A 22,789-nucleotide genomic window follows, 5' to 3' on the forward strand; every position below is an offset into this window, starting at 1 on the left:
CAAAAGAATTTAGCAATTACTCTAGTTACCCTAAGTAAAAATGTGGTATTTTTATCTGTAAAATTAAAGAGATGGCTTTTGCTTAAAAATCAGTAAAGAATATCTGCCCACAAATTTATAAAATTAATATGGATGATTTTAGTATGAAAAAAAATGCACTTGTTTTAGCGTTATCAACAAGCTTTTTAATTGGTAATGCTTTCGCAGGAACTATGGGACCCGTAAAACCAAGTTGGGGATGGCTGGGAGAGTTTAGTGTTGGTCCTGCTTGGCAAAGTGGCGGTAAGACTCAAACGTTCTACCTGGATCCGAATATCGAAAAAACATATGCTGCTGATAAAACCACACAAGCACTTGCTGATTTCGGGGTTCTGTTAGGCGCACAATATAACTTAAATCCAACGCTCATTTCGCAATTTGGTCTAGCTGTAGGAGTAACTACAGACACAAGACTTTCTGGTGAAATCTGGGATGATGCTGATCCCCAATTTAATAACTACCTTTACCGTTATAAACTCCAACATACTCATCTCGCCGTAAAGGGTAAATTACTTGCCGATATGGGATATGTAGTAATGCCCTGGGTTAGTGGAAGCATCGGTGTAGGGTTTAATCGTGCATATGCGTTCAATAATGTTCCAGTTATTGAAGAGGCCGTTAAAAACCCTAACTTCACTGATCACACCAAAACCAGCTTTACTTATACGGTAGGTGCCGGCATTCAACATTCATTCACTGATCACTTGCAAGTAGGTATTGGTTATGAATTTGCTGATTGGGGTAAAAGCTCCTTAGGAAGAGCTGCAGGCCAAACAATGAACAAAGGCATTTCATTAAACCATTTATATACTAATGGATTTTTAGTCAATTTTACCTATGTAAGATAATCCCTCAAATCATAGCCTGAACAGAGTTTACTCTATCAGGCTATGAGAAACCCACCGCCTAGCTCAAATAGGCACAAAAATAAACGCTTTAGGGAAGAGTAACCATGTTAAGGAAGATTTTTTGTGGTAGTGTAGTTTCTTTACTTTTAAGCAGCCCTTCTATGGCTGGATTCTACATTGGAGCAGGTATTGGCCCCGAGTATGCTCAATTTACTCAAAAGAGTCATGTTTATGATACCCATGCCAATTTTAATGTCATCGATGAGCAAAATTTTTCGGGTGCCGGTATTTTTGGTACTTTTTTAGGTGGGTACTCCTGGACACGTAGCTGGTTTTATTTAGCGGGGGAAGCTAATTTTAACCCCAGTTCACTTCAATATAGACTCGTCAATAAGGAATACATTCATAAAAACTTTGAGAAATCCTCATTCACAATTCACTACAGTGAAGGCATAAGTGCCCTGCCAGGAGTGTTATTAACAAAGGATGCCGTTGTTTATGGACGAATTGGTTATGCAAACGGCCATGTAGAGCTTCACAATTCAGACCCAACCATACGTAGCTCAAAGGCAAATCGTAATGGTATTCGTTATGGTGTGGGAATGCGTTATAACCTTTCAAGCCAATGGTCATTAATGGCTGATTATAGCCAAACCAACTATGAAAAATTCCATAGTATCGTTTTTGAACCTAACGGCGGAGTCCTTAAAAACTCACGAATATATCCAGTTTCAGCACAGTTTGCTTTCGGTTTTATTTATAATTTTGAAAAACCAGCAGTTTTTGTGAAATAGAGAAGCTCGCTAAAAAAATCTGGTACTTTAAGTCCCAGATTTTTTTATTATTTTATAAAAATAAAATATTTTATTACTATTAATTTTCCCACACGTCTTTTCCCTAGAGAATCTTGTTCTAAAATTTAATTAATAAAGCAAAAAACGGACGCAGCATTCATGCTAATTTTTAAAGGAGTATTAACATGCTCAACTTAGATACCGACATGATTTGCAACATTCTTGATAAAATGCGCCAATTTCAAGCCAAGGAAGAGGTTACATTTCCAGAGGTCACTGATGATATGGATGCGTATTATGTTCTCGCTGATCATGACAGTGATCCTGTTTATGACGAAACAATCAATATTATTAATAACTTACGCCCAGACCAGCAAGCAACATTAGTTGCCTTAATGTATTTGGGACGAGAGGACTTTGAAGTAAGTGAGTGGGATAATGCGGTTGAACTCGCAAGCCAAGAATTAACCGATCACACAGGTCAGTATCTTTTATCGAGGCCCTTAGTCGCAGATAATATTGAAAATGGGTTAAATGCATTAGGGATTTCTTGTTCAGAATAAACACCCGAATTTAACCGGTTACATTATTATCACTTTAAATAACGTGGTATAGTGCGAAGAACGCTATTACCTATAAAACAAAATGCACGAAATTATTATTTATCACAATTCCAGATGTTCTAAATCGAGAGAAACCTTAGCGTTATTACAAGAAAAAGGCTATGAGTTCACGATTATTGAATACTTAAAAACCCCTCTTACTAAAGAACAATTAAATGATTTAAAAGCCCATTTTACTCTTCAAGAATTTGTTCGCACTAATGAGCCTGTTTTTAAAAATTTAGGATTATCTCTAGAGAACGAAGAACAATTAATGCAAGCTATGGTAACAGAGCCTGTGCTCATGCAACGACCTATTGTCACCTATAAAGGCAAAGCCATAATTGGGCGTCCTCCTGAAAAGGTATTGCAACTATTTATCTAATGTCGCATGGCTTCAAGCAATTAAGTACGCATATTTATGAGGCCCTTCGCGGCCTCATAAACCTTACTTAAAAACAGGCATCAAATCCTCATCCATAGGCGGAGCAGAAGGCACCACAGGCTGAGCAGTACTCGTTAATTCATTAAGTGCAAAAGTAAGCGATGCATGAATAGTTTCCAATTTATTAAGTAATCGCTGCAAAATTGAAACTGAGGCGGTGATTGGCTTATTTAGACCCAGTTGTGTCAGCCCATACTCAAGTGCCATTCCACCCAACAGCGGGACGCTGGCAAAGAAAATAGAGCCGGTAGCAAATCCAAGTAAAGCCGAGCCAGCCAAACTTGCTTCGGTACTGTTTTGCGATAAAGTATGAGTGAGGGTTGGACGTGGTTGATTCAGAACCCCTCGGTGCTTTTCTAAACAACTAGAAATAGCATTTTGTAAAAGTGTAATTAAAATAAGAATATTACTAATTTCTATTTTACGCTCAGACACGACGGGCAGTGCATCAAACTGGATGATAATTTCATTCAATTGCTCGCACAGATTAGTAATAATTATACTTTTTTTATAGCTGGGATTTCCTGCATTATTATCCACCAGCTCATTCAATTCTTTCTTTTTATTCCTTAATTCATTCAGTAATGGATACAGATCACGCAATTCTTTAACACTTTTAAAATGACTTTGTCTTTTAAAAAACATACATCTTCCTTGAGTTAAACCAAATCTCTATACTGACTTTGAATAAAAGCAAAGCAATAGTCAAGCCCGCAAAAACTTGACGATCTCAGGGTTATGTGTGAGTCTTTAAATATAAACCCCAGGGAGAAAAAAATGCTGGTACAAGTGTTAATAAATATATGTTGGGCCCTATCATTCACTTTTTTTGGAGCAATTCTAGGTACTGGGCTAATGCTTATGGTATCAACCATTGTTCCTAAAATTATTAATAAAAATACCCCTCACATGGATGAAGCAAAAGAAATTTTGCGAGGAAATACCGCAGTTGCCGAATATTTTGGCCGCGTAATTTCTTCCGTAATTATTGGGATTAGTATCATTATTGCCGCTTCCGTTCTTGGAGGATTGATTGCCGGGTTGCATGGTTGAGCCTAATAGAATGAGATCGTTTCTTTTAGTACTGACCATTCTATGTACATTTAGCCTTAACGGGTGGAGCCGTGGTGGTGGCGGTTGTTTTGAGCAAGGAACCTTAATTGCCACGCCCCAGGGCGAGCGTGCAATTGAAACACTGCATCCTGGCGATTGGGTTTGGAGTAATATTGCGGGAAAACATCAAAAGGCTAAAGTCGTTGCTACCAGTCAAGTAACCCCGCAAAACTATCTGGAGTTACAACTCCCTACAGGTCTTATTCATGTTACTGAAGAACATCTTTTTGCTATAAAACCTGGAGAGTTTCGTCGCGCCGGGAACCTAAAATCTGGAGATAAAATCATTATCTGGCAGGCTCATCAATGGCGTCACTTAACCATTAGTCACATCAAACAAATCAAAGCTCAAAAGCCCGCTTTTAACTTATTAGTCGACTCGGGTGCTACTTATTTTGCAAATGGGGTTCTCGTTCATAACAAAGGCTGTTTTTTACCCAACACCCCTATTTTACTCGCTAATGGCCAGAGCAAGGCAATTAACCGCATTAAGCCTGGAGACAATGTTCAAGCCTATGAAGTAAATGGCGCTCTGGTTCCTGCCAAAGTCAAGCACGTCCTAACCCATCAGGTAAGCTCCTACTATGTGATTGGCACAACAACCACAACCATTAAAGTAACCGGCGAGCATCCGTTTTATGTGGGTAATGGTCGGTTTAAAACAGTAGAAACACTAAAGTCTGGTGATTTAATTTATGCATTTGCTGGGAATAAATTAAAGTTTGAACCAATTACCTTTATTAAGACAATTAATGCAAAAACTACCGTCTATAATTTACAAACGGAAGAGCCACATACTTATTTTGCTGCAGGCATTGCAGTTCATAATAAAGGAGGCGGCGGTGGCCATGGAGGTGGTTTCAGCCATGGAGGCGGTGGCGTTAGATTTGGCTCCAATGGAAATGATGATGATTGGTCATTTTTCCTCTTCATTTTTGCAGGCGTTATAATATGGGGCATAATTAAAAGCGTTCGTGAGAATGGAGTCAATCTTGATTACAATTACTCACGAAATACTATTGAGCGCAAATCTGAAAAAACATTAAAATTGCTAACCTTCCTTTCCAAACAAGATAAAACGGTTGATCCTAATGAGCTAAAACGACTGGTGCATTTAAGATTTTTTTCTCTCCAGGATTGTTGGATGAGAAGACATTATGCCCCCATGAAAGAGTTCTTGATGCCGGATCTGTTCCAGCAGCACAGCGCACAAATTTCCGGAATGATCCGTAATCATGAAATTAACCGAATTGATCGCCTGCAAATTTTAAATATTGATTTAGTGAATGTCCGCTATACAGAAAAACCCAATCAACGAGAGTTTACTGCATTAATCACCGCTTCAGCACGTGACTTTTATGTTGATGACCGTACGAGACAATATCTTCGTGGCGATGAGAGCCCTGCCACATTTCAGGAATTTTGGACGTTCCAACTTCAAAATAACACTTGGCTGTTACGTGAAATTGAACAATCTCGCGAATCCGACTATTTAAAAGAAGAAAACTTTTGTGAGTTCTTTACTGATGCGCAAATTGAAAAAATTTATCAAGATAAGGTAGATAAGTTAGGCTCAGCCGGTCCTTGGCTTGCAAAAGATGTGGAAGAAAAATCTAATAAAGTAGATCGCATGCTTAACTTCCTAGTTCAAAGCAACAAAATCTGGGATAAACAAGCCATGCTCAATCGGGTGCGCTTGGTATTTACGAATGTTCATTTGGCTTTTGAAGCCGGAGAACTTAGTGCGACAACTCAAGCAGAATTATATCCAGAGCTGGTTGAACAATTTAATGAGTCGATTACCTCTTGGAAAGCATTGGGAAAAACCATTGAATACCGTAACTTTTGCGTACGTAAGGTAGAAATACTTCTTGTAAAAAGCTTTGATAATAAAGTAAAAAATGAATTTACCGCCCGGGTAAGCGCTCACGCTCAACGCATCCAACAACAAAATGGCAACATAATAAGCAGAGATGAGGACGTGACTCCCTTTGAAGAATATTGGACGTTTGGGCTTTTAGATGGAGAGTGGAAACTTAAAGAAGTAATGCCTAAAACAAGTAAAAACGAAGTCATTAGCGCAGAAAATCTTGAGGAAGGTAGCTCCCCTGATCTAGTCAAATGGTATTATACGAAAAAACGTGCCATTTAACGTGCCATTTAAAGCATACTGGGCGAGTTTTTTGGCCACATTATAAACATTGTTATTAATTTTTATTTCCTATATGATCCCGGCCCTTACAAAAAGAGATGAGATCTAACATTATGAGGCTTGATGAACTATTAAGTACAATTACTGCACAATGGAAGCGGCAAATCTTTAATATCAACATACGCGTTGCACATCTGATTAATGGAAAATCAATGAATCCCATTCAGGCAAATGCATTAATAAAAGAGTACGAAACGCTTTATAGCCATTTTGTTAAGCTCACTTATGACAGTACATCAAGTTGCCAAGAACGCATTCTTAGAGCGGATGTAGAAAGTTATCTTCATACTCTAAAAAAAGAAGCTATACACGCCATAAGTGTAATCAATGCCTATTGTAATACCAATACTATTCGTCAAAATAATGCAACTCTTCCCCAACCGAGTGAGCCGCGCGTAGCACCACCAGTGCAGAAACATCGAATTTCATTAACACAAACAAAAAGCTCCACCTCAAGAACACAGGAACATATAAGTTCGCAAGGACAAAAATATTATTTCTTTCAACCGACACAAAGTACCAATCCTGTACTCCTGGATAATCTTTCACAACCAATACCACTGACACCCAAAACTGTTGCAGCAGTACCTATGCCTACATTTGAAGAGCAATATGAGGCGGGAGAGATTTTCCCCCATGATCCGGAGAAATACCCTCAATATTATATCTGTAACTTTTAGAGGAAACCTGGAGCACAGAAGCCTTGACTACGCTGTCAAGGCTATAGGCTCCAATTTAGTGAATTGGTAAAGAGGCTGCTTGCTTTCCCCAGTCCACCGCATTTATAAGTTCAATCCAACGCTCTGAAGACCAATTGTTAGAACCAATAAGGCATTTATCCTTAGCTTCCCCAATTAATTGCTTAAGCTGTTTAAATTGCTCTTCCTCTAAATTATTAAGATCATTATATTGCAATGAAATCGTCTTCAATGGTAATGAGTCAAAAAGTATACGTAATGCTTGCCAATGTTCAGTAGAAAAACCAGGCGCATTCAATAGATTGCCATCAATAGCTAATTCGACAAGCTTTTCGGCCCCGTGAAGTGCTGTGGTAAATGCCTCTAAGCAAGAAAGAGTAAGAAGCCCAAAATTATTTTTTTTTAAAATAAGATGGGCGACCTGAGAATCATGAACCATCTTCCCTAATGCCGCCATTTGCTCAACAGACATTGACGGAAATGGCGAATCTGATAAATCCAGGTATTCTATTTTTTCTTTACGCAATGTCACTGCATAAGCGCTCATCTCATCGCACGTGTATAAATGAATATCTTTAGGCTTTTTTAATTTAGTAAACATAGTTATTTGCCTAGTCTATAAAGCTATCCATTCAAGCATAAACTAAGTAAACTTGTAAATTATTTTGATGCAATTACTTTATTTAAATAAGCCTACCATCCATCATCATTCCCCCAATTATTGATATTTCCGCCATAACCCTCATTGTGCTTCTGATAATCACGTGAACCATGATGGTAGTCATCATTATGTTGATGATGTTGATAGCCATGATGTGAGTGATGGTCGTGATGATCATGGTGATGGCTCCCATGATTGGTAAAACCTCGATGCGGTGGTGGACCACCTCGAAAGCCACCTCCGGGATGAGCAAATGCAAAGGAGCAGGCCAACAAACATAATAAAGAAATAGAGACGCATACATGTCTTTTCATTTTGTTCCCTTATTAAATGAATTTAAAACAAGAATTAGCGTACAGATATAAAAATAAGCGTAGCACACAATTTTAATGTGAGGTTGGAACAAGAAGATTGCCATACCACTAGGTGTATTTTTTACAAATTTGTCTCAGCATGAGAGAGTAATTTCTTATAAAAAAATGCTCTACCAGTCCACATATTTTTCGTATATTCTCTAAATCTAGGAATAAGTAAATATTAGGGATTAATAATGAAAGTTGCCGAATTACAGGGACTAATTGAGAAAATAAAAGCTCAGCGCACAGTGGGAGACTCCTCCACCCAAAGCATGGATTTATTCGCGCCAATAAATAGAATACTAGACCCATTAAATCCTGAAACCGAGCTCACTCACCACATACTGGAAGCTCCTTTCCTTAAAATAACCGATGCATTATATGAGGAGCTGACGAAAGATCAATCGTTGTTAACTGAATTATTGGCTTTAATTATTAAGTGCAGTAGATTAATAGGATATGCAGACGTAAAGACTCTTAATACTTATCCTCAATTCACTTTAATAGATACAATTAGTAAAAAAAGACCGCAAGAAAAAGAAAAATTAGGAAATATAATTTTTTTCCTAAGGATGGCTTTTTATCTTATTCAGAAACATTGCAGCCCAGAACAATTGGTACTAATGCCCTTTTTAATTTATTTCCGCGAATCCACAACCGATGAAGAGCGACGTTCAGAACTTGCTATTTTTAATTGGCTTTTTCATCAAAAAGCAAAGTGCCTTACCTTTTTTAGCCAGCATGAAGGTTATATAAATATGAGATCACTGCAAATGATTCATACATTATCGAATCTTATTAAATTAATTCCCACAACCTATACTCAATTTATCAGGAAAACACAAAGTTATGATTTGTTATGGAGCCTAGAACAAGATAATCCTATTTCCAAAAATACACTTGTAGATGATACATATGAGCTCTTAGAAAAAAAATTCTTCACTCAAGCACAGCAAGATTATAATGCCAGCCTGGATTTTGCAAACAGCATAAAGACACAATTACCCAAGGAAGCTAATAATGAATCATTTATTGTTTATTTAGCACTTTATTTATTTTGTTTAAATCAATACAAACAATTACGGCACACAGATCCCAATGACCGATATAGTTTAATCTCCCTTTCTAAACAAACAAAAGAAGATGCAGTTGACAAAAAACAATTAGAGCTTCGCGGAGTTCCTGTCCAATATAGCTTTTTTGAAGGCTTCGCAATAAAAGAAGGACGCCTGGGAAAATTAATCGCTTCTTTTGAGGAGCAATCATCTTATAGCCACCGTTTAACTTCTTAAATAAATCATAGGGCATCTACATCTGCTGCCCCATGGTTGTATAAAAACTCCTGATACAAAAAATTGTCTATACTTAAATCAAGCGATTTAGTATGAGTACATGTTATGTCACCAAATCCATTTGCGAAACTAGTTCAATCCCCCTTAAAACCCGCCATGAAACAACTGCAACAATATGTTGGTGAATATGCCGGTGCTGTAGATGGCTTGCGTGTAGCCGGTGCAGGTAGAGGAGATTATACGGATGCTCATAGAGCACGAGACATGCAAAAGCTGGTAAATGCAGCTGAAAAAATTAAAATGTTAGATTTAAGCGAAAAAGAGTTTGAAAAAGGTTTACAAGGCTTGCCCTCTGATCAGAAAGCTATTTTTCGTGCCTATTATAACCATGATTATTTAGAAATAAAAAATGGAAATATGAGCCCCCAAAAACTCTTTCAAGAGCTGCACATAAAACTCCCCGTTCCTGAACCCATTTTAGATGACTCAGTCTTAATGAAAAAACTACAAAGCGTTGTAAGTGCCTATAATGCAGCGGAGAATAAATTAAGGGTAGGTGAATTTACTTCTAGTTATACTGATACTGAGCGTGCACAAGACTTACAAAAGTTAGTAAATGCTGCCGAACAGGTGAAAAGATTACAGAGTTGGATACCGGAGCAACAATTTAAGAATGCAATTGCAGCCATACCTGATGCTGATAATAAAAGAATGTTTAATATATACTTGTCTGATATGGGAAAAATTGCTAGCGGAGAAAAAAATCCAAGCAAGCTTGTTAATAATTTAGGAATAAAATTACCTCTTCCAAATCATAATGTACCTATGTCTCCTCCCCCTACTCAACTCAAAGCCGAAGCACCAAAGGTGACTGAGCCCCAGCCTGAGAAACCTGAAGAGCCTAAAAAAGAAGGTTTCTTTAGTAGATTAAAAAATAAAATTTCAGATTTGGCTTCTGGTTTTGCAAACTACATGAAAGAGCATCCCGTGCGAGGAGGGCTTTTAATTGCAGGAGCGGTACTAGGTATCGGAATCATAGTAGCAGCTTCAGTCTTTACCGGTGGCGCAGCGGGAGCTGCCGCGGTAGGTGGATTTGCTGCATTAATGGGCACTGGTGGTAGCGCATTAGTTAGTGGGGTTTTGTTCGGTACTGCGGTGACTGCATCCAGTGCCATAGCCTTAGCCTATGATGTAAATAAAGAAATTACCAAGGAACAAGCGCATGCAAATCTACAGGCACGACTTGCTGCTGCAAATGCTACACCCCCCATGCCCGAGCAACCTAAAGGTGAGCCCACTAAACCCGCATGGAAGTGTGGAGTAAAACCAGCACATGAGGATTTGCTTCATAATATAAATAATGGCGAGAAAATTGAGGCAAATAAAGCTGCAACTTTAGAGTCAAAAGAGAACCTGCATGCATCTAAAGGCCCAATAGCACCCCCTATAGATAATCTAGCTGATGATGTAGAGTCTGAAGAGGATACGGAACATCCTCGTATGTAAATTAAAGCGGTTCTTTATTCTCAAGATAGTCTCTTGCTATTGGGAGGCATGTCCTCCCAAGCACCAGCACAGAAGCCCTGGTATCTATGGAATGATCTTGCCCTGAATTGTCGGACACCCTGCTAAGAGAGTAAAATCAAAAGCAGAGGTGAATAATGAATAATAATAAACCAGAAAAGCAGTTAGCCAGAAAAAAATATAGTCCCCAATTTAAAGATCAGGCCCTTGAACGAATAGCGCAAGATGGAGTTCGTCAGGTGGCAAAAGATCTTGGTCTATCAGAACCCTTACTCTACTCCTGGAAAGCCCAACAGAAAAAAGGTGGGGACTCTCTTGAGAATCAAAAGCTACAGCAAGCAGAAATGGCTCGTTTGAAGCGGGAAAATGCACTGTTAACAGAAGAAAATGCGTTTCTAAAAAAGGCGGCTGCGTACTTCGCGAAGGAATCAAAGTGAGGTACGCCACGATTAAGGAGCATTCAGGTCAATTTTCCCTTCGTTTAATGTGTCGCCTACTTTCTGTATCGGTCAGCGGATATTATGATTGGCGGGAACGAAAACCCTCCCGTCGCGACATAACTAATCAAGTATTAGCTAAAAAAATTAAAGCTATTTTTGATGAGGAAAAATCACGCGCTGGAGCCGTCAGGATTGCTAAACGATTAAACAATGAAGGCGAGCCAGTGAGTAGGCATCGAGTGGCTAAAATCATGCGTTCAAATGGCTGGCGTGCACGTGCGGCGAAGAAATTTAAAGCGACAACCAATAGTAGCCATCAACTACCTGTCGCGCCGAATTTATTGCAGCAAAATTTCTTGGCACATCAACCTAATGAAAAATGGGTGAGCGACATCACCTATGTTTGGACTGAGGAAGGATGGCTTTACCTTGCAGTTGTTATGGATTTGTATTCCCGCAAGGTCGTTGGATGGGCTCTTTCTGAACGAATGACAAAGCAATTAGTAATTGATGCTCTTCAAATGGCTATATGGAGTCGAAAACCAACTAAAGGACTTGTTCTGCATTCAGACAGGGGAAGCCAATATTGCTCTTACGAGTATCAACAACTTTTAACACAGCATGGTATTGTGTGCAGCATGAGTAAGCGTGGTGATTGCTATGATAACGCTGCTATGGAAAGCTGGAATCATAGTTTCAAAGTAGAAGCGATTCATGGGGAGAAATTTGTAACACGTGCAATTGCCAAAAATCATGTGTTTGAATACATCGAAATATACTACAATCGTAAACGACTTCACTCAATGATCGGGTATAAATCCCCTGAGTTATTTGAAGTTAAAATGGTAGCTTAGTTAGGTGTCCGTTTTTTCTAGGCAAGATCAGAAATTAATTCCTGAAGCTTTTCGTCGTAAATGACTTGGGGTATGTATCGTACCGATCACACAGACTAACCTATTTTACATTACAGCTAACGGTACAGCGTTCTTTATATTTACTATTCCTTAACTGTACATTACCTCCCACTTTTATATAATGAAATTCCTTAGCAAATTTTGCTCACTTAAGGAGTAATTATGTTAAAAAAATCAGTCATAGCAGCTCTTTCACTAATAAGCATATCTTCTGCTTATGCTGGAGACATTGATTTAAGTTGTATGGTTCAGGTAGCAGTAGCCTCTCCTCCGGTAATGCCGAAAGAAAATGTTGCCTTTAATGTTGCCAATGAATATGGGTTTAGCAAATCAGTTACTCTAAACGGAACAAGTGGCCCACAGTATATTGAAAATGTTCCTTGTAGTGAGCATCCCTTATTTATTACTGCAACACCTTACGAAACGCCATCTAATACGCTGTTAAATCAATCAGGCGTAGGAATTGCAAAGCTTAAAGCTGGTCCAATTTTTCTTGGCTTTCCAGGAAACAGTGTTTCTGTCGTATTCCCCTATGATTTCACTACAAACGAATAAAATTTCGACTGAATCTAAATCCATTTATTTAAATTAAATAAAAAACGGTCCTTATTTTGCAGCAAAGCAAATCAGTACTGAGTTTGAACAAAGCTTTGTTCTGAATTGCTAGCTGCATTCAATTGCCTACTCACTGAGGAGCGTTTGCCATTAATCAATAAGCCGCATTAAATCAACTAATAAATCTTTCGTAGTGATTGGATAATAAAAATAAGCTTGCACCCTCGCCTCTGGATTAATAAGCAAAATCTCAGTCCCATGACTCATTGGGCTTGCAGACACTGTAATATGCAATTGTTTCTGTAATGAATTAATTACCGATATTGGCCCTCGAAGTGCAATAAAATGCTCATTAAACTGATGCACAAATTGATTAAGCTCCTGTACCGAGTCATATTCGGGATCTACAGAAATAAAAATAACTTGGGGTCTTTGAGCTGGTGGTAATTGTTCATAAGTCTGATTCAACATAGACATCGTCAGCGGACATACCATCTTACAGCGGCTAAAACCAAAAAAAATTAGGGTCCAGTGCCCTTTTAACTGTGTTTCAGAAAATAAATTTCCTTGATTGTCAGTAAGTTCGAATTTGGGTACTGGTTCAGGTTGATTCATATACACCCCATGTTCTAAGCGAACAGGGCTATGATAAATAACAAAGTAGGCGATAAGAACCGTAATAAGAAATAAATAAAACAAAATTATCTTAGTTATCTTCTTCATTTTACCTAATCCTAAACCGTTATAATGCAAATTTTTGAATGAAAATCTTTCGTAAACCCCTCAGACGACGTACTTTAAAAATACCGTGCTAGAATTAAATAGAATGAACTATATAGAACTAGATTAAAACATAAAGAGCATTAAGGAAAATGTATACGGAATTTTTTCAACAAAATGCCTTACCAATAGATCAGTTTAAAGGAGTATACGATTCAAGATTAGTTATTTTATCGTATCTAGTCGCAGTAATGGCATCATATATTGCTCTTGATTTAACCGGTCGATTACGGGATCACAATAATACCAAAAAAGACACATGGCTCTGGTTAATCGGTGGAGCAATTGCTATGGGCTCAGGAATTTGGTCCATGCATTTTATTGGCATGCTTTCCTTTAGCATTCCAGGCATTACCTTACAATATAATGTGTATTGGACCATACTTTCATTGTGTGTCGCAATATTTGCCTCGGGTTTCGCTTTATTTTTATTAAAAAAATCAATAATTAATGTTATTCATCTTATGGCTGGTGGATTTATTTTAGGCCTAGCCATCGCATCAATGCATTATACTGGCATGACTGCCCTACTAATTTCCTTAAATATTAGCTACTTACCCAGTTTGTTTTTATTGTCCATTCTGGTGGCTATTATAGCATCAGAAGCTGCAATTTGGTTTGCCTTAAAAAGTAATACGGTTGTGGTCGCCTTAAGAAATCGGATTAAAATTTTATCCGCCCTGATCATGGGCTTGGCAATTAGTGGAATGCATTATACGGGTATGGCCGCCTCGGTTTTTAGTCCGTTGTGTACTCCCGTTATTAACACAGATGAAGCGTCAGGAATACCCCCAACCGTCTTATCAATTATTATTGCCGCCGCCACATTTATAATACTAGGGATAGCCTTTTGGGCTTCCAATTATAAAGAAGCGAAAAACCAACACCAATTTGAAGAAGCACGTGAACTTGGTATGGCAGAAATGTCCGTATCGGTTTTACATAATGTAGGCAATGTAATCAATTCCATAAATATTTCGATTGAGACATTACTTGCCAAAAGAAATGCTACTCCCTTAAAAGCGTTGCAAAAATTAGCAGATTTATTTAATGCCCATAAAGAGGATTTACCCCAATTTCTTAGTCAAGACTCCAGGGGCTCGCATATACCAGCCTATATTAGTGCATTAGCATTATGCTGGGAAAGCGAACATACGCAGGAAGTTAAGGAACTAGAGGAAATGACTAAAAATATCGCACTAATCAAAAATATTATTAATACTCAACAAACAGCCTTTAAAAACGAGCGCTTTGAACAAATTATTTCCCTCAATGAGCTTATTGATGAAACACTTTTACTCTCAGGGACTTATTTAAATAAAGAAATTCGTGTTGTAAAAGAATATGGCGATATTAAGCCCATTGTGATTGATAAAACAAAACTATTTCAAATATTAAATAATATTATTTCTAATGCAAAGGAGGCATTAGTAGATTCAACCAATACTCCTAAGGTACTAACAATTAGAACTAAACTAATAACTAAAGATAAAATTGAAATTCAAATTTCTGAAAATGGAATTGGTATTTCAAAAGATCACTTATCTAAAATTTTTATTTTTGGCTTTACAACCAAAAAATCGGGGCATGGTTTTGGACTCCATGCATCTGCTGTTGCGGTTAAGGAATTAGGTGGTGATATTCATGTGTCCAGTGAAGGACATGAACAAGGTTCAACCTTCACCATTTATTTACCCAACAGTAAAGCAAGCATATTAAAATAGGAGTTTTGTTATGAATAAGCAAATAGATTTTCGAATCTTAATTATTGATGATAATCCTGCTATTCATCAAGACTTTCAAAAAATACTAAAAACAGAACCTTCAAATGCTCACCTTAATAAGCTAAATCAGCTCATTTTTGGCGAGGAAATGACTCTAGAGCCTGATTTTAATTCAAATAACCTACCTAACTTTCAAATAGACTGCGTATCTCAAGGCCAGGAAGGCATTGAATGTATTCAGCAGGCATTGAACGAAGGAGAACCTTATGCCTTGGCCTTTGTTGATATACGTATGCCCCCGGGTTTAGACGGGGTGCAAACGATCAAGCAAATTTGGGCATTAGATTCAGAAATACAAATTGTAATTTGCACTGCTTATTCAGACTATAGCTGGGAAGAAACGGTAAAAGCATTAGGTTTGAGGGATAATCTATTAATTCTTAAAAAACCATTTGATAGTGTCGCAGTTCGTCAGTTAGCTTGCTCATTAACCAAAAAATGGCGTTTAATGCAAGAATCTAAACATCGTGAAGAAATTTTAGAAAAAACCGTAAAAGATCGTACTGATTCTCTCCAAAAAACCTTATCTATGCTTGAATATCAGGCAACTCATGACAGCTTAACTAATTTGCCCAACCGTGTACTACTTGTGGAGCGCATAAAACAGGAAATTGCTCGCGCGCAGCAGAATAACTCAGGCTTCCTATTAGTTTTTATCGATTTGGATCGATTTAAGTTAATTAATGATAGCTTTAACCATGAAACAGGCGATATCTTACTTAAACGAGTCGCCGAACGTTTATCAAATATTACCCGCAAAGAAGATATGATCGCGCGTTTAAGTGGTGATGAGTTCATTTTTATTGCTGTTCCATCCAATGGAAAGCAAATTGATGACATCGCAGATGTGGCCCAAAGAATTTTAAATGTCCTCAATAAAACGATGCGTATAGCTCATCGGGAACTTATGGTTTCAGCCAGTCTTGGGATTAGTATTTATCCCCAAGATGGCTCCACTGTTGAAGAGCTTTTACGACATGCTGATTTAGCTATGTATCGAGCAAAAGCATTAGGCGGCAATCAGTTTCAGTTATATGCCAATGAATTGCAGGAAAAATGTATGGTTCTTTTAGAAAAAGAAACTGACCTGCGCCAAGCATTATTGGAAAATGAATTTTTTATAGAGTATCAACCCCAATATGATACCAAAAATCATAAATTAATCGGTGTAGAGGCATTAATTCGCTGGAATCATCCCAAACACGGCATTCGCTTACCCATGGACTTTATACCGCTTGCCGAGGAAACTGGCCTTATTGTTCCCATTGGCGAATGGCTGATTACTACTGCCTGCCGTCAAAATAAAGAGTGGCAAGATAAAGGTATTGCTCCATTCCCTATCGCAGTAAACATTGCCACCAAGCAATTTATGCAACCCAATTTTATTTCGATGATAAAAAAAATCCTAACCGAAACGAAGTTAGAGGCTAAATATCTTGAGGTAGAGATTACTGAAAATGTTCTGATTAACTCCAGCAGCGTAATTTATGCTATTCGTCAATTAAAACAAATGGGTGTAAATATTGTGCTTGATGATTTTGGTACTGGGAATTCTGGATTTAATTATCTCCATCATCTACCCATTGATCAATTAAAAATCGATCAATCTTTTGTCCAAAATATAAACAGCAGCCGCTCTGATGAAATAATTATTCAAGCAATTATAAATATGGCTAACAGCTTAAAATTAGATGTAATTGCCGAGGGAATTGAAACCTTAGGGCAACTTAGGTTTCTTGAATCACATTCATGTTATAAAGTTCAAGGTTTTTATTTTAATCAGCCTATGTCAGCGAATCAGCTTGAAAAGTTAATTTTGGCGTTCCCAGATAATATTCCCTCGATGTGAATAAAACATCGCTCTAAGGGGTTACAGTATGCTGGGCAAGCCCAGCATACATGGCCTAACCCTAATAATTCTTAAGAACCGCCTGCGCAGTGCCAGGCAGCAATAAGGCACCATTAGTGGGATCATATGTTGGCGGCGCATTTTCACTAACGGTTACCTGATTCAAATAATAATTCGTATTTATACTCACAGGATTAGGTGCAGAATAAACTGTCCCACTAGGACTAACAACTGGAGTAACAACAATATTTGTGATAGGTGCAATACAAGCCAGACCAACTCCAGCCCATACCGTTATTCGCCCTTGATAAGGAAGTGTTGTTGTATAGCAAGGTGTAGTAGGACCATTTTCAAAAGAAAATGTGACCGGAGTAGCTACGGAGCCATTTGCCCCTAACAGGTTAACTACATCAATCCTTTGAATAGGCGCATTTCCTGCCAAAAGGCTATGCGAAAAAACTAATCCTAATAGTGTATGGCTGAGAATCCCTTTTCTCTTCATAATATATCCCTCAAAACAAAATTAAACAGACGCCGCAGCTTGAGTAGGTACACCAAAGCAATTATTTACATTAAATGGATTGCTTTGATCTAAATTCGTAAACACAAGGTAACCAGTGGTTGGATTGGTGAAAAAACCGGTAATGACTGCGATATTATGTCCAGCAATTAACTGATCTTGTATTACATAATTTCCGTTTAAGCTATATGAGGTAACGGTACTTGTCGTATCGCTAAAGGAGCTGCCTAATAAAACATACTGAAAGGGATAGCTGGTGTCGATGTAACAAACAACATTATAAGTCACTGAAGGAATCAAGCCAGCAAGCGAAACTTTTGTACTGGTTCCCGCAGCCACATTTCCGCCTCCACTTAAACTCACTACAGAACTTGTTGGCGCAGCATTGCTGCTCATAGCCCATAAAAAAAATAAAGCAGCAATGCCCCTTCTACCCTTATTCATGTAAACTCCTCCTGGAAAACTGCCTTTTTGTAAATAGTGTAAATATTTAACTAACTATTTCCTGTTTTCATTATCTGGTTTATAATCGACCAGCCATAATGACTGGCCCATAGTCCTTACCACATCGTACAGTATAAAACTATTTGACTCTTTTCAATATTAATGAGATTTGTTTATGGGAAAATCACAAATCAGCCACATAAAGCAGGCTTTTTTCAATCACACCTGGAATAATGATATAGGGTTTTCTTTTACGCAAGAAGACTTTAATTTGAACCAGTTGCAAAATGAGTTTTCCTCTTTATACCAAATACTCAGTTCGAATAAAACGTTTTGGGCAAACCATGTTGAAGTGGTGCTTTATGTCAGCTTTGTCTGTGATTTAATGATTCACTATTATGAAATAGACTATCAACCCACTGAAATAGAAAAACTAAAAAAACAAAAAAAGGAAATTGAGTCCTACATCCAAGGTCATTCCCTGTCTCAGGAAAGCGCATCCAGCAACAATACTTTTTTTATCTTCTTATTAGAACAAATAAAAAATAATTTTGATGAATCAGGGGTTATTGGTGATCCTTTAACCACCATACGCCAAAAAGTAGGTAAATTAAATACCAATCGCTCTAAATTTGGTTACAGCCGCGCCCTGGCTATGCAATTATTGGCTTATCTGGAACATAGTGCGTTTTTTGAATTAATCCAGGAAATGAACGACATTCTCGGCAATCAATATGGTTTTGTAGATGGCATCAATCTTTTAAATCAGTCCCGAGAGGCATTAGCCGCATTAGGTATTATTTTATTTGCTTTTCGCTTTATCATTAACCTCATTATTGGTATTAAACAAATAATACAGGCTTCAATTGAGAAGGAACTATCGGTTTCTAAAGTTTTAAAACAAGAACTGGAGAAACGTGGCTTTACGATGGCAAGTGATTTAGTGTGGTCTTTGGTTGGTTTATTAACTACGTACCCTAATTTTTTCCATGTACCCATTTCATCAGTATCGCCCATAATTCTTGCATTTTTAATTTTTGATGCACTTTTACTGTTAACCCAATGGCTTTACGATGCCTCTAATTATAGAAAACAAATACAGGAATTAACTGAGCAAAAAATCGGGGCTGAGCCTCTTGAGCTTCTCGTGATTCAACGACAACTGGATTTGTTAAAAGATGAATGGGAAGCTCAATGCTCTTATTATGCGATTAATATTTTAGGCGCCCACATCTTAGCCATTAGCTTTGCAGCAACACTGATTTATACGGGCCCATTGGCCATAGCCGCTGTTGCTTTATTTAGTATGTTAGGTAATGCTTTGTATAATACCGCAGAAGAATATAAAAAGTACAAAAAAGCTCAAATTGCAGTAGCTCGTGAACTTACCAATGGAGAAATCCTAAATGATGAGCATCATCAGAAATTAATAAGTTTGCTTCGCGAGGAACGTGATGAAGCTCATGCTGAGTTATGGAACACACTAACATTTAACTTTGGTGGAATCGCATTTATTATTACCGCCACCGTGGTTTGCTGGCCGGTAGCCCTAGCAGTTACTATAGGCTATATTGGACATCAACTAAATAAATCCTATCAAAAACAGCTCCATCTTCATGATAAAGATGGAGTTGCTCATGATCTTTATCGCTTTATAAGCGTAGATAATTATGAAGAAGAAACTTCTGTGGGTTTTAAAATAACAAACTAATGGATTTGCTACGCACATAGCTTCCGAATTTCACTACGTTACTCCTGGCCCCATTAGATATAAGGCTGTAATAATACGGTTCCCTCCTTACTCTATCCCCATTCTCCGATTTGCTATAATTAACAAAAAGGAGGTTATTATGAACAGAAATACTCAGCCAACTAGAAAAAAAGCGCATACTAATCAACCTGATACTACTAGTAAAGCAAAACAAAAAGCACGTGAGGAAGAATTAGAGGGAGAATTAGAGGGAGAATTAGAGGGAGAATTAGAGGAAGAATTAGATGAAACTTTAAAAGAAACTTTTCCCGCCAGTGATGCTACGGCTAAATATTAGAGCCAGGCGCCAAGAAACTCCTAAGCATGTCATCCTGAGGAATTTACGACGAAGGAGCATACAGAAGATTCCTCTCGATGCTCTGGATGACATGCCTCTTATCATAACCCGCCCTTTATTTCGGATAGTTTCCAGTCATTATGATTAAAATCCATAACAAATTGAAAAAAAATTATGGACTCTTTTCTAAAATACGGGATAATTTAGCGCAAATAAATAAATGCTGATGAGCCCCCTCCTGACATGGAGAAAAATATCTCAGGTTAAAGGAGTTAAAGATGCCGAAAACATATTCTCAGCTAGCTTCAGAGCTAAATTTAACACCACTTTATGAAAGTGAAGCACAGCTTATTGCGCTTAGAGACTGGTGCGCCAATCATTTTTTAGATGATTTCAGCAAGCCTAAAACCACTGAGCCCAAAGATGAATATCAATTGTTACAAAAACTAGCAGAAGAATACTTAGACTATTTTCCTCTGCACAGCAGTGATATTAATACCCCAAATAGTAAACTTGCGGGCTATACCCCTCTTCAATGGGCTATCGTTAAAGGCTATAAAGAGTTTTTAAAACAACATATAGACAACGTAGATCCAGTCAATGAACGAACCCCATTACATCTGGCCGCAAGTTATGGGAATTTATTCGTTGTGCAATTTTTACTAAATAATGGCGCAGAAAGTACTCCTGATCGGGGAGGAGCATATCCCCTCCATTTAGCCTTATCTTTAAATATTATTGAACAAAAACCTTCTTTAAAAAGCTTAAGCTTATTAAAGCGAGCAGAAGTTTATCGCACATTAAAGCTAGCCAAACCTGAAATAGTCCAAAAAACGGACTCTGAAGGACGAAATGTTGCACATCATATGGTCGTGTATGGCTTCAATAAGTTATTGAGTGACTTGGTTGCCGCAAAAAGTAAACTTCTTCTCGCAAGAGATTTATTGGGGCTTACGCCTGCTCATTTGGCAATTCATACAGGGCAAACATCCAGCCTAATTTTGTTACTCAAGGATGAACGAATTGTAAATTTATCTGATGAAAAAGGAACCTTATTACATTATGCTGCAGATGCCGGTTCAAAAGAGGACATTATTGCTTGTTTAAAAGCAGGTATCAACGAGCATAAACTTGATACAAGCAAACGAACAGCAGCTATGCGCGCTGTTCTTATAGGCAACGATAAAGCACTCTCTGGTTTTAATATAGAACATTTATCTGCAGAACGAATTGGGGAAAATGAATTAACCCTGTTACACCTGGCGGTAAAAAACAATATAGAACCCTCTCAAAAATGGTTATTAGAGAACACTAACCTTGAAAATGTGCCCGATAAAAAAGGAAGGCTTCCTGAAACCTATAATTCAGAAGATAGTATTCTCACGTCAAAGATGTCTCCTTAACAGTACAGAAACTTCTCTCCCGTATTGGAACCTCATCCAATACGGGCTACAGACATATTAAGCCATTAACAAACCCAATAAAACACAGTATTATGCTGCCCTAAATTAAAAAACTAGAGGTATGGCAATGAATTCCATCAGAAAAATAATTAGTAGTTTTATATTTATGGGCAGATGGATTCAATTACCCTTATATTTAGGGCTTATTTGTATTCTAGCTGCTTATGTTTATCGTTTTTTATGCGAACTGACTGAATTAATCATCCACATTAATAAAGCCGATGATACCCTCATCATGTTGGGCGTATTGGACTTAATTGACGTGGTGATGATTGCTAACTTACTCATTATGGTTATTTTAGGTGGCTATGAAACATTCATCTCTCCCTTAAGACTAGACTCTCATCCGGACCAGCCTGAATGGCTAGGGCATTTAGATGCAGGAGGAATGAAGGTTAAATTAGCACTTGCATTGATAGGGATTTCCTCTATTCATCTATTACGAACCTTTATTGATCCTACGAAATTAGATAATTATGGCATTATGTGGCAAGTAGTTATCCACTTAACACTTATTGTTTCTGCACTTGCCATCGCATTTACGAATAAAATACTTAGCCAAACGGCTGTTCCCCATGCGGTTGGTGATGAGCTACATTAAGATATTGAATAAAAAAGATTGTTGACTATAGACTCAGTTACTGTACATTTAAGACTAGCAATTTAATGGCTAAACCTAGAGTATGTGGGCTCACCGAATACCTAAAACCAACATACTCTAACCACGATATTGCTTTATCCAGAAAATGATTTTTTTAACAATACAGGAGTAATATATATGTTTAAAGCAAAATTAGCTGCGTTTACCAGCGCCTTAATTCTTGCTGGAACTACTTTTGCTGGTTCAGAAGTATGTCCTGATCTCAGTGCGATTCAAGCCGAAGGTTTTTCAATGTCAATGCAAGTTTATGGTGTTTATGCTGCTTACCAAATCAGCGATTTTGGCACTGATGAAAATTGGGGTTTCGTAATGGCGCCTGTTGCAGCTGATTCTGAGGAAGAAGCCGTAGAAAATGCAAACGACATCTTAAACAGTATGACTGCCCCTGGCGTTCTAATCGATAATGGTATTTGTAATTATGATACGGGAGTACCGGATGTATATGCGGTAGCAATTCAAGATGAATTCCCAACTCCATTAAAATTAAGACAGCATATTCCTCACTAATATAGTCTTATAAGAATGCAATGGCGACGTAGGCTGGGTTCTATAGCCCAGCAAACATATCGTACTACTCCCAATGCTGGGCTTAACCAGCCCAGTCTATGTCTTAGCGCCAACTTGTGCAAATAATTTGATTGCTTTTTGGCATTCAAATAACGATTGAATTACATTGTTTTCGAGACAATGCTCAAAAAGCGATACCCTGCCCCAAAATGAAAATACCGCTCAAAATTGCGACTCATT

24 protein-coding genes are annotated in these 22,789 nt (G+C 37.8%); 18 read left to right on the forward strand and 6 right to left on the reverse strand.

Features of this window, described 5'->3' with window-relative positions:
- Positions 1-143 precede the first annotated feature (143 nt).
- From BN3124_RS12755 to arsC, 4 genes are all read left to right on the forward strand, one after another.
- Positions 144-887, forward strand: a complete 744-nt coding sequence (locus BN3124_RS12755) for an outer membrane protein (RefSeq protein WP_058535166.1) — start codon at positions 144-146, stop codon at positions 885-887.
- Positions 888-991: 104 nt separating this feature from the next.
- Entirely contained in the window at positions 992-1,681 is a 690-nt protein-coding gene (locus tag BN3124_RS12760) for an outer membrane protein (RefSeq protein WP_058535167.1), read from the forward strand.
- 185 nt (positions 1,682-1,866) lie between these two features.
- Positions 1,867-2,244, forward strand: a complete 378-nt coding sequence (locus tag BN3124_RS12765; protein ID WP_058535168.1) for a DUF3775 domain-containing protein — start codon at positions 1,867-1,869, stop codon at positions 2,242-2,244.
- 82 nt (positions 2,245-2,326) lie between these two features.
- A complete protein-coding gene (gene arsC, locus BN3124_RS12770) occupies positions 2,327-2,668 on the forward strand; it encodes an arsenate reductase (glutaredoxin) (RefSeq protein ID WP_058535169.1) in 342 nt (113 codons plus the stop codon).
- A gap of 63 nt (positions 2,669-2,731) precedes the next feature.
- Here the strand turns inward: arsC and BN3124_RS12775 are convergent, their stop codons facing one another.
- Positions 2,732-3,373, reverse strand: a complete 642-nt coding sequence (locus BN3124_RS12775; RefSeq protein ID WP_058535170.1) for a hypothetical protein — start codon at positions 3,371-3,373, stop codon at positions 2,732-2,734.
- Positions 3,374-3,505: 132 nt separating this feature from the next.
- Here BN3124_RS12775 and BN3124_RS12780 point away from each other — a divergent pair, with 132 nt between their 5' ends.
- The 3 genes from BN3124_RS12780 (at position 3,506) to BN3124_RS12790 (ending at position 6,733) form a co-directional block, all read left to right on the forward strand.
- Positions 3,506-3,781 (forward strand): hypothetical protein, encoded by a 276-nt coding sequence (locus tag BN3124_RS12780; protein ID WP_058535171.1) that lies wholly within the window; start codon positions 3,506-3,508, stop codon positions 3,779-3,781.
- Between the two features lie 10 nt (positions 3,782-3,791).
- Positions 3,792-5,993, forward strand: a complete 2,202-nt coding sequence (locus BN3124_RS12785) for a polymorphic toxin-type HINT domain-containing protein (protein ID WP_196398930.1) — start codon at positions 3,792-3,794, stop codon at positions 5,991-5,993.
- Between the two features lie 113 nt (positions 5,994-6,106).
- Entirely contained in the window at positions 6,107-6,733 is a 627-nt protein-coding gene (locus BN3124_RS12790; RefSeq protein ID WP_058535173.1) for a hypothetical protein, read from the forward strand.
- Positions 6,734-6,788: 55 nt separating this feature from the next.
- Here BN3124_RS12790 and BN3124_RS12795 read toward each other — a convergent pair whose 3' ends face one another.
- Positions 6,789-7,352 carry a hypothetical protein gene (locus BN3124_RS12795; RefSeq protein ID WP_058535174.1) on the reverse strand — a complete coding sequence of 188 codons (564 nt, stop codon included), beginning with the start codon at positions 7,350-7,352 and terminating at the stop codon, positions 6,789-6,791.
- Positions 7,353-7,444: 92 nt separating this feature from the next.
- On the reverse strand, positions 7,445-7,726 hold the full coding sequence (locus BN3124_RS12800) for a hypothetical protein (protein ID WP_058535175.1): 282 nt from the start codon (positions 7,724-7,726) through the stop codon (positions 7,445-7,447).
- A 236-nt stretch (positions 7,727-7,962) separates the two neighbouring features.
- Between BN3124_RS12800 and BN3124_RS12805 the strand changes: the two genes are divergently transcribed.
- The 4 genes from BN3124_RS12805 to BN3124_RS12825 all read left to right on the forward strand — a co-directional run bounded on the left by BN3124_RS12805 (position 7,963) and on the right by BN3124_RS12825 (position 12,493).
- Positions 7,963-9,060, forward strand: coding sequence for a hypothetical protein (locus BN3124_RS12805; RefSeq protein WP_058535176.1), 1,098 nt, complete (start codon positions 7,963-7,965; stop codon positions 9,058-9,060).
- 105 nt (positions 9,061-9,165) lie between these two features.
- Complete coding sequence (locus BN3124_RS12810) at positions 9,166-10,566, forward strand: hypothetical protein (RefSeq protein WP_058535177.1); 1,401 nt, start codon at positions 9,166-9,168, stop codon at positions 10,564-10,566.
- Positions 10,567-10,721: 155 nt separating this feature from the next.
- Positions 10,722-11,878, forward strand: a protein-coding gene (locus tag BN3124_RS12820; protein WP_149865194.1) for an IS3 family transposase whose coding sequence is annotated in 2 segments (ribosomal slippage) — positions 10,722-10,971 and positions 10,971-11,878 — 1,158 coding nt in all. Because the reading frame shifts where the segments join, the coding sequence is not laid out codon by codon here.
- A gap of 222 nt (positions 11,879-12,100) precedes the next feature.
- Positions 12,101-12,493, forward strand: a complete 393-nt coding sequence (locus tag BN3124_RS12825; RefSeq protein ID WP_058535178.1) for a hypothetical protein — start codon at positions 12,101-12,103, stop codon at positions 12,491-12,493.
- Between the two features lie 150 nt (positions 12,494-12,643).
- On the opposite strand, the gene BN3124_RS12830 is transcribed toward BN3124_RS12825, so the two are convergent.
- Complete coding sequence (locus tag BN3124_RS12830; RefSeq protein ID WP_058535179.1) at positions 12,644-13,216, reverse strand: SCO family protein; 573 nt, start codon at positions 13,214-13,216, stop codon at positions 12,644-12,646.
- A 149-nt stretch (positions 13,217-13,365) separates the two neighbouring features.
- Between BN3124_RS12830 and BN3124_RS12835 the strand changes: the two genes are divergently transcribed.
- Both BN3124_RS12835 and BN3124_RS12840 read left to right on the forward strand, forming a co-directional pair.
- Positions 13,366-14,997, forward strand: coding sequence for an MHYT domain-containing protein (locus BN3124_RS12835; RefSeq protein WP_058535180.1), 1,632 nt, complete (start codon positions 13,366-13,368; stop codon positions 14,995-14,997).
- A gap of 10 nt (positions 14,998-15,007) precedes the next feature.
- A complete protein-coding gene (locus tag BN3124_RS12840; RefSeq protein ID WP_078061558.1) occupies positions 15,008-16,906 on the forward strand; it encodes a two-component system response regulator in 1,899 nt (632 codons plus the stop codon).
- 61 nt (positions 16,907-16,967) lie between these two features.
- Here the strand turns inward: BN3124_RS12840 and BN3124_RS12845 are convergent, their stop codons facing one another.
- Together BN3124_RS12845 and BN3124_RS12850 are read right to left on the reverse strand one after the other, a co-directional pair.
- A complete protein-coding gene (locus BN3124_RS12845) occupies positions 16,968-17,408 on the reverse strand; it encodes a hypothetical protein (RefSeq protein WP_058535181.1) in 441 nt (146 codons plus the stop codon).
- Positions 17,409-17,429: 21 nt separating this feature from the next.
- Positions 17,430-17,870, reverse strand: coding sequence for a hypothetical protein (locus BN3124_RS12850; protein ID WP_058535182.1), 441 nt, complete (start codon positions 17,868-17,870; stop codon positions 17,430-17,432).
- Between the two features lie 175 nt (positions 17,871-18,045).
- On the opposite strand from BN3124_RS12850, the gene BN3124_RS12855 reads away from it, so the two are divergent.
- From BN3124_RS12855 to BN3124_RS12875, 5 genes are all read left to right on the forward strand, one after another.
- Entirely contained in the window at positions 18,046-19,581 is a 1,536-nt protein-coding gene (locus BN3124_RS12855) for a hypothetical protein (protein ID WP_058535183.1), read from the forward strand.
- Between the two features lie 139 nt (positions 19,582-19,720).
- Positions 19,721-19,918: a hypothetical protein gene (locus BN3124_RS12860; RefSeq protein ID WP_058535184.1), complete on the forward strand. Its 198-nt coding sequence runs from the start codon at positions 19,721-19,723 to the stop codon at positions 19,916-19,918.
- A 278-nt stretch (positions 19,919-20,196) separates the two neighbouring features.
- The gene (locus BN3124_RS12865; RefSeq protein WP_058535185.1) at positions 20,197-21,321 is read left to right on the forward strand and encodes an ankyrin repeat domain-containing protein; all 1,125 of its coding nucleotides are present in this window, start codon (positions 20,197-20,199) and stop codon (positions 21,319-21,321) included.
- 127 nt (positions 21,322-21,448) lie between these two features.
- The gene (locus BN3124_RS12870; protein WP_058535186.1) at positions 21,449-21,982 is read left to right on the forward strand and encodes a TIGR00645 family protein; all 534 of its coding nucleotides are present in this window, start codon (positions 21,449-21,451) and stop codon (positions 21,980-21,982) included.
- 177 nt (positions 21,983-22,159) lie between these two features.
- The gene (locus BN3124_RS12875; RefSeq protein WP_058535187.1) at positions 22,160-22,549 is read left to right on the forward strand and encodes a DUF4949 domain-containing protein; all 390 of its coding nucleotides are present in this window, start codon (positions 22,160-22,162) and stop codon (positions 22,547-22,549) included.
- The last annotated feature ends 240 nt before the right edge of the window (positions 22,550-22,789 follow it).

It is taken from the genome of Legionella saoudiensis, from assembly GCF_001465875.1.
Classification (GTDB): Bacteria; Pseudomonadota; Gammaproteobacteria; order Legionellales; family Legionellaceae; genus Legionella; species Legionella saoudiensis.

Excerpts from the sequence above, each read along its gene's own strand:
- BN3124_RS12755 (WP_058535166.1), top strand. The coding sequence starts at position 144 with ATGAAAAAAAATGCACTTGTTTTAGCGTTATCAACAAGCTTTTTAATT.
- BN3124_RS12760 (WP_058535167.1), top strand. The coding sequence starts at position 992 with ATGTTAAGGAAGATTTTTTGTGGTAGTGTAGTTTCTTTACTTTTAAGC.
- BN3124_RS12765 (WP_058535168.1), top strand. The coding sequence starts at position 1,867 with ATGCTCAACTTAGATACCGACATGATTTGCAACATTCTTGATAAAATG.
- arsC (WP_058535169.1), top strand. The coding sequence starts at position 2,327 with ATGCACGAAATTATTATTTATCACAATTCCAGATGTTCTAAATCGAGA.
- BN3124_RS12775 (WP_058535170.1), bottom strand. The coding sequence starts at position 3,373 with ATGTTTTTTAAAAGACAAAGTCATTTTAAAAGTGTTAAAGAATTGCGT.
- BN3124_RS12780 (WP_058535171.1), top strand. The coding sequence starts at position 3,506 with ATGCTGGTACAAGTGTTAATAAATATATGTTGGGCCCTATCATTCACT.
- BN3124_RS12785 (WP_196398930.1), top strand. The coding sequence starts at position 3,792 with ATGAGATCGTTTCTTTTAGTACTGACCATTCTATGTACATTTAGCCTT.
- BN3124_RS12790 (WP_058535173.1), top strand. The coding sequence starts at position 6,107 with ATGAGGCTTGATGAACTATTAAGTACAATTACTGCACAATGGAAGCGG.
- BN3124_RS12795 (WP_058535174.1), bottom strand. The coding sequence starts at position 7,352 with ATGTTTACTAAATTAAAAAAGCCTAAAGATATTCATTTATACACGTGC.
- BN3124_RS12800 (WP_058535175.1), bottom strand. The coding sequence starts at position 7,726 with ATGAAAAGACATGTATGCGTCTCTATTTCTTTATTATGTTTGTTGGCC.
- BN3124_RS12805 (WP_058535176.1), top strand. The coding sequence starts at position 7,963 with ATGAAAGTTGCCGAATTACAGGGACTAATTGAGAAAATAAAAGCTCAG.
- BN3124_RS12810 (WP_058535177.1), top strand. The coding sequence starts at position 9,166 with ATGTCACCAAATCCATTTGCGAAACTAGTTCAATCCCCCTTAAAACCC.
- BN3124_RS12825 (WP_058535178.1), top strand. The coding sequence starts at position 12,101 with ATGTTAAAAAAATCAGTCATAGCAGCTCTTTCACTAATAAGCATATCT.
- BN3124_RS12830 (WP_058535179.1), bottom strand. The coding sequence starts at position 13,216 with ATGAAGAAGATAACTAAGATAATTTTGTTTTATTTATTTCTTATTACG.
- BN3124_RS12835 (WP_058535180.1), top strand. The coding sequence starts at position 13,366 with ATGTATACGGAATTTTTTCAACAAAATGCCTTACCAATAGATCAGTTT.
- BN3124_RS12840 (WP_078061558.1), top strand. The coding sequence starts at position 15,008 with ATGAATAAGCAAATAGATTTTCGAATCTTAATTATTGATGATAATCCT.
- BN3124_RS12845 (WP_058535181.1), bottom strand. The coding sequence starts at position 17,408 with ATGAAGAGAAAAGGGATTCTCAGCCATACACTATTAGGATTAGTTTTT.
- BN3124_RS12850 (WP_058535182.1), bottom strand. The coding sequence starts at position 17,870 with ATGAATAAGGGTAGAAGGGGCATTGCTGCTTTATTTTTTTTATGGGCT.
- BN3124_RS12855 (WP_058535183.1), top strand. The coding sequence starts at position 18,046 with ATGGGAAAATCACAAATCAGCCACATAAAGCAGGCTTTTTTCAATCAC.
- BN3124_RS12860 (WP_058535184.1), top strand. The coding sequence starts at position 19,721 with ATGAACAGAAATACTCAGCCAACTAGAAAAAAAGCGCATACTAATCAA.
- BN3124_RS12865 (WP_058535185.1), top strand. The coding sequence starts at position 20,197 with ATGCCGAAAACATATTCTCAGCTAGCTTCAGAGCTAAATTTAACACCA.
- BN3124_RS12870 (WP_058535186.1), top strand. The coding sequence starts at position 21,449 with ATGAATTCCATCAGAAAAATAATTAGTAGTTTTATATTTATGGGCAGA.
- BN3124_RS12875 (WP_058535187.1), top strand. The coding sequence starts at position 22,160 with ATGTTTAAAGCAAAATTAGCTGCGTTTACCAGCGCCTTAATTCTTGCT.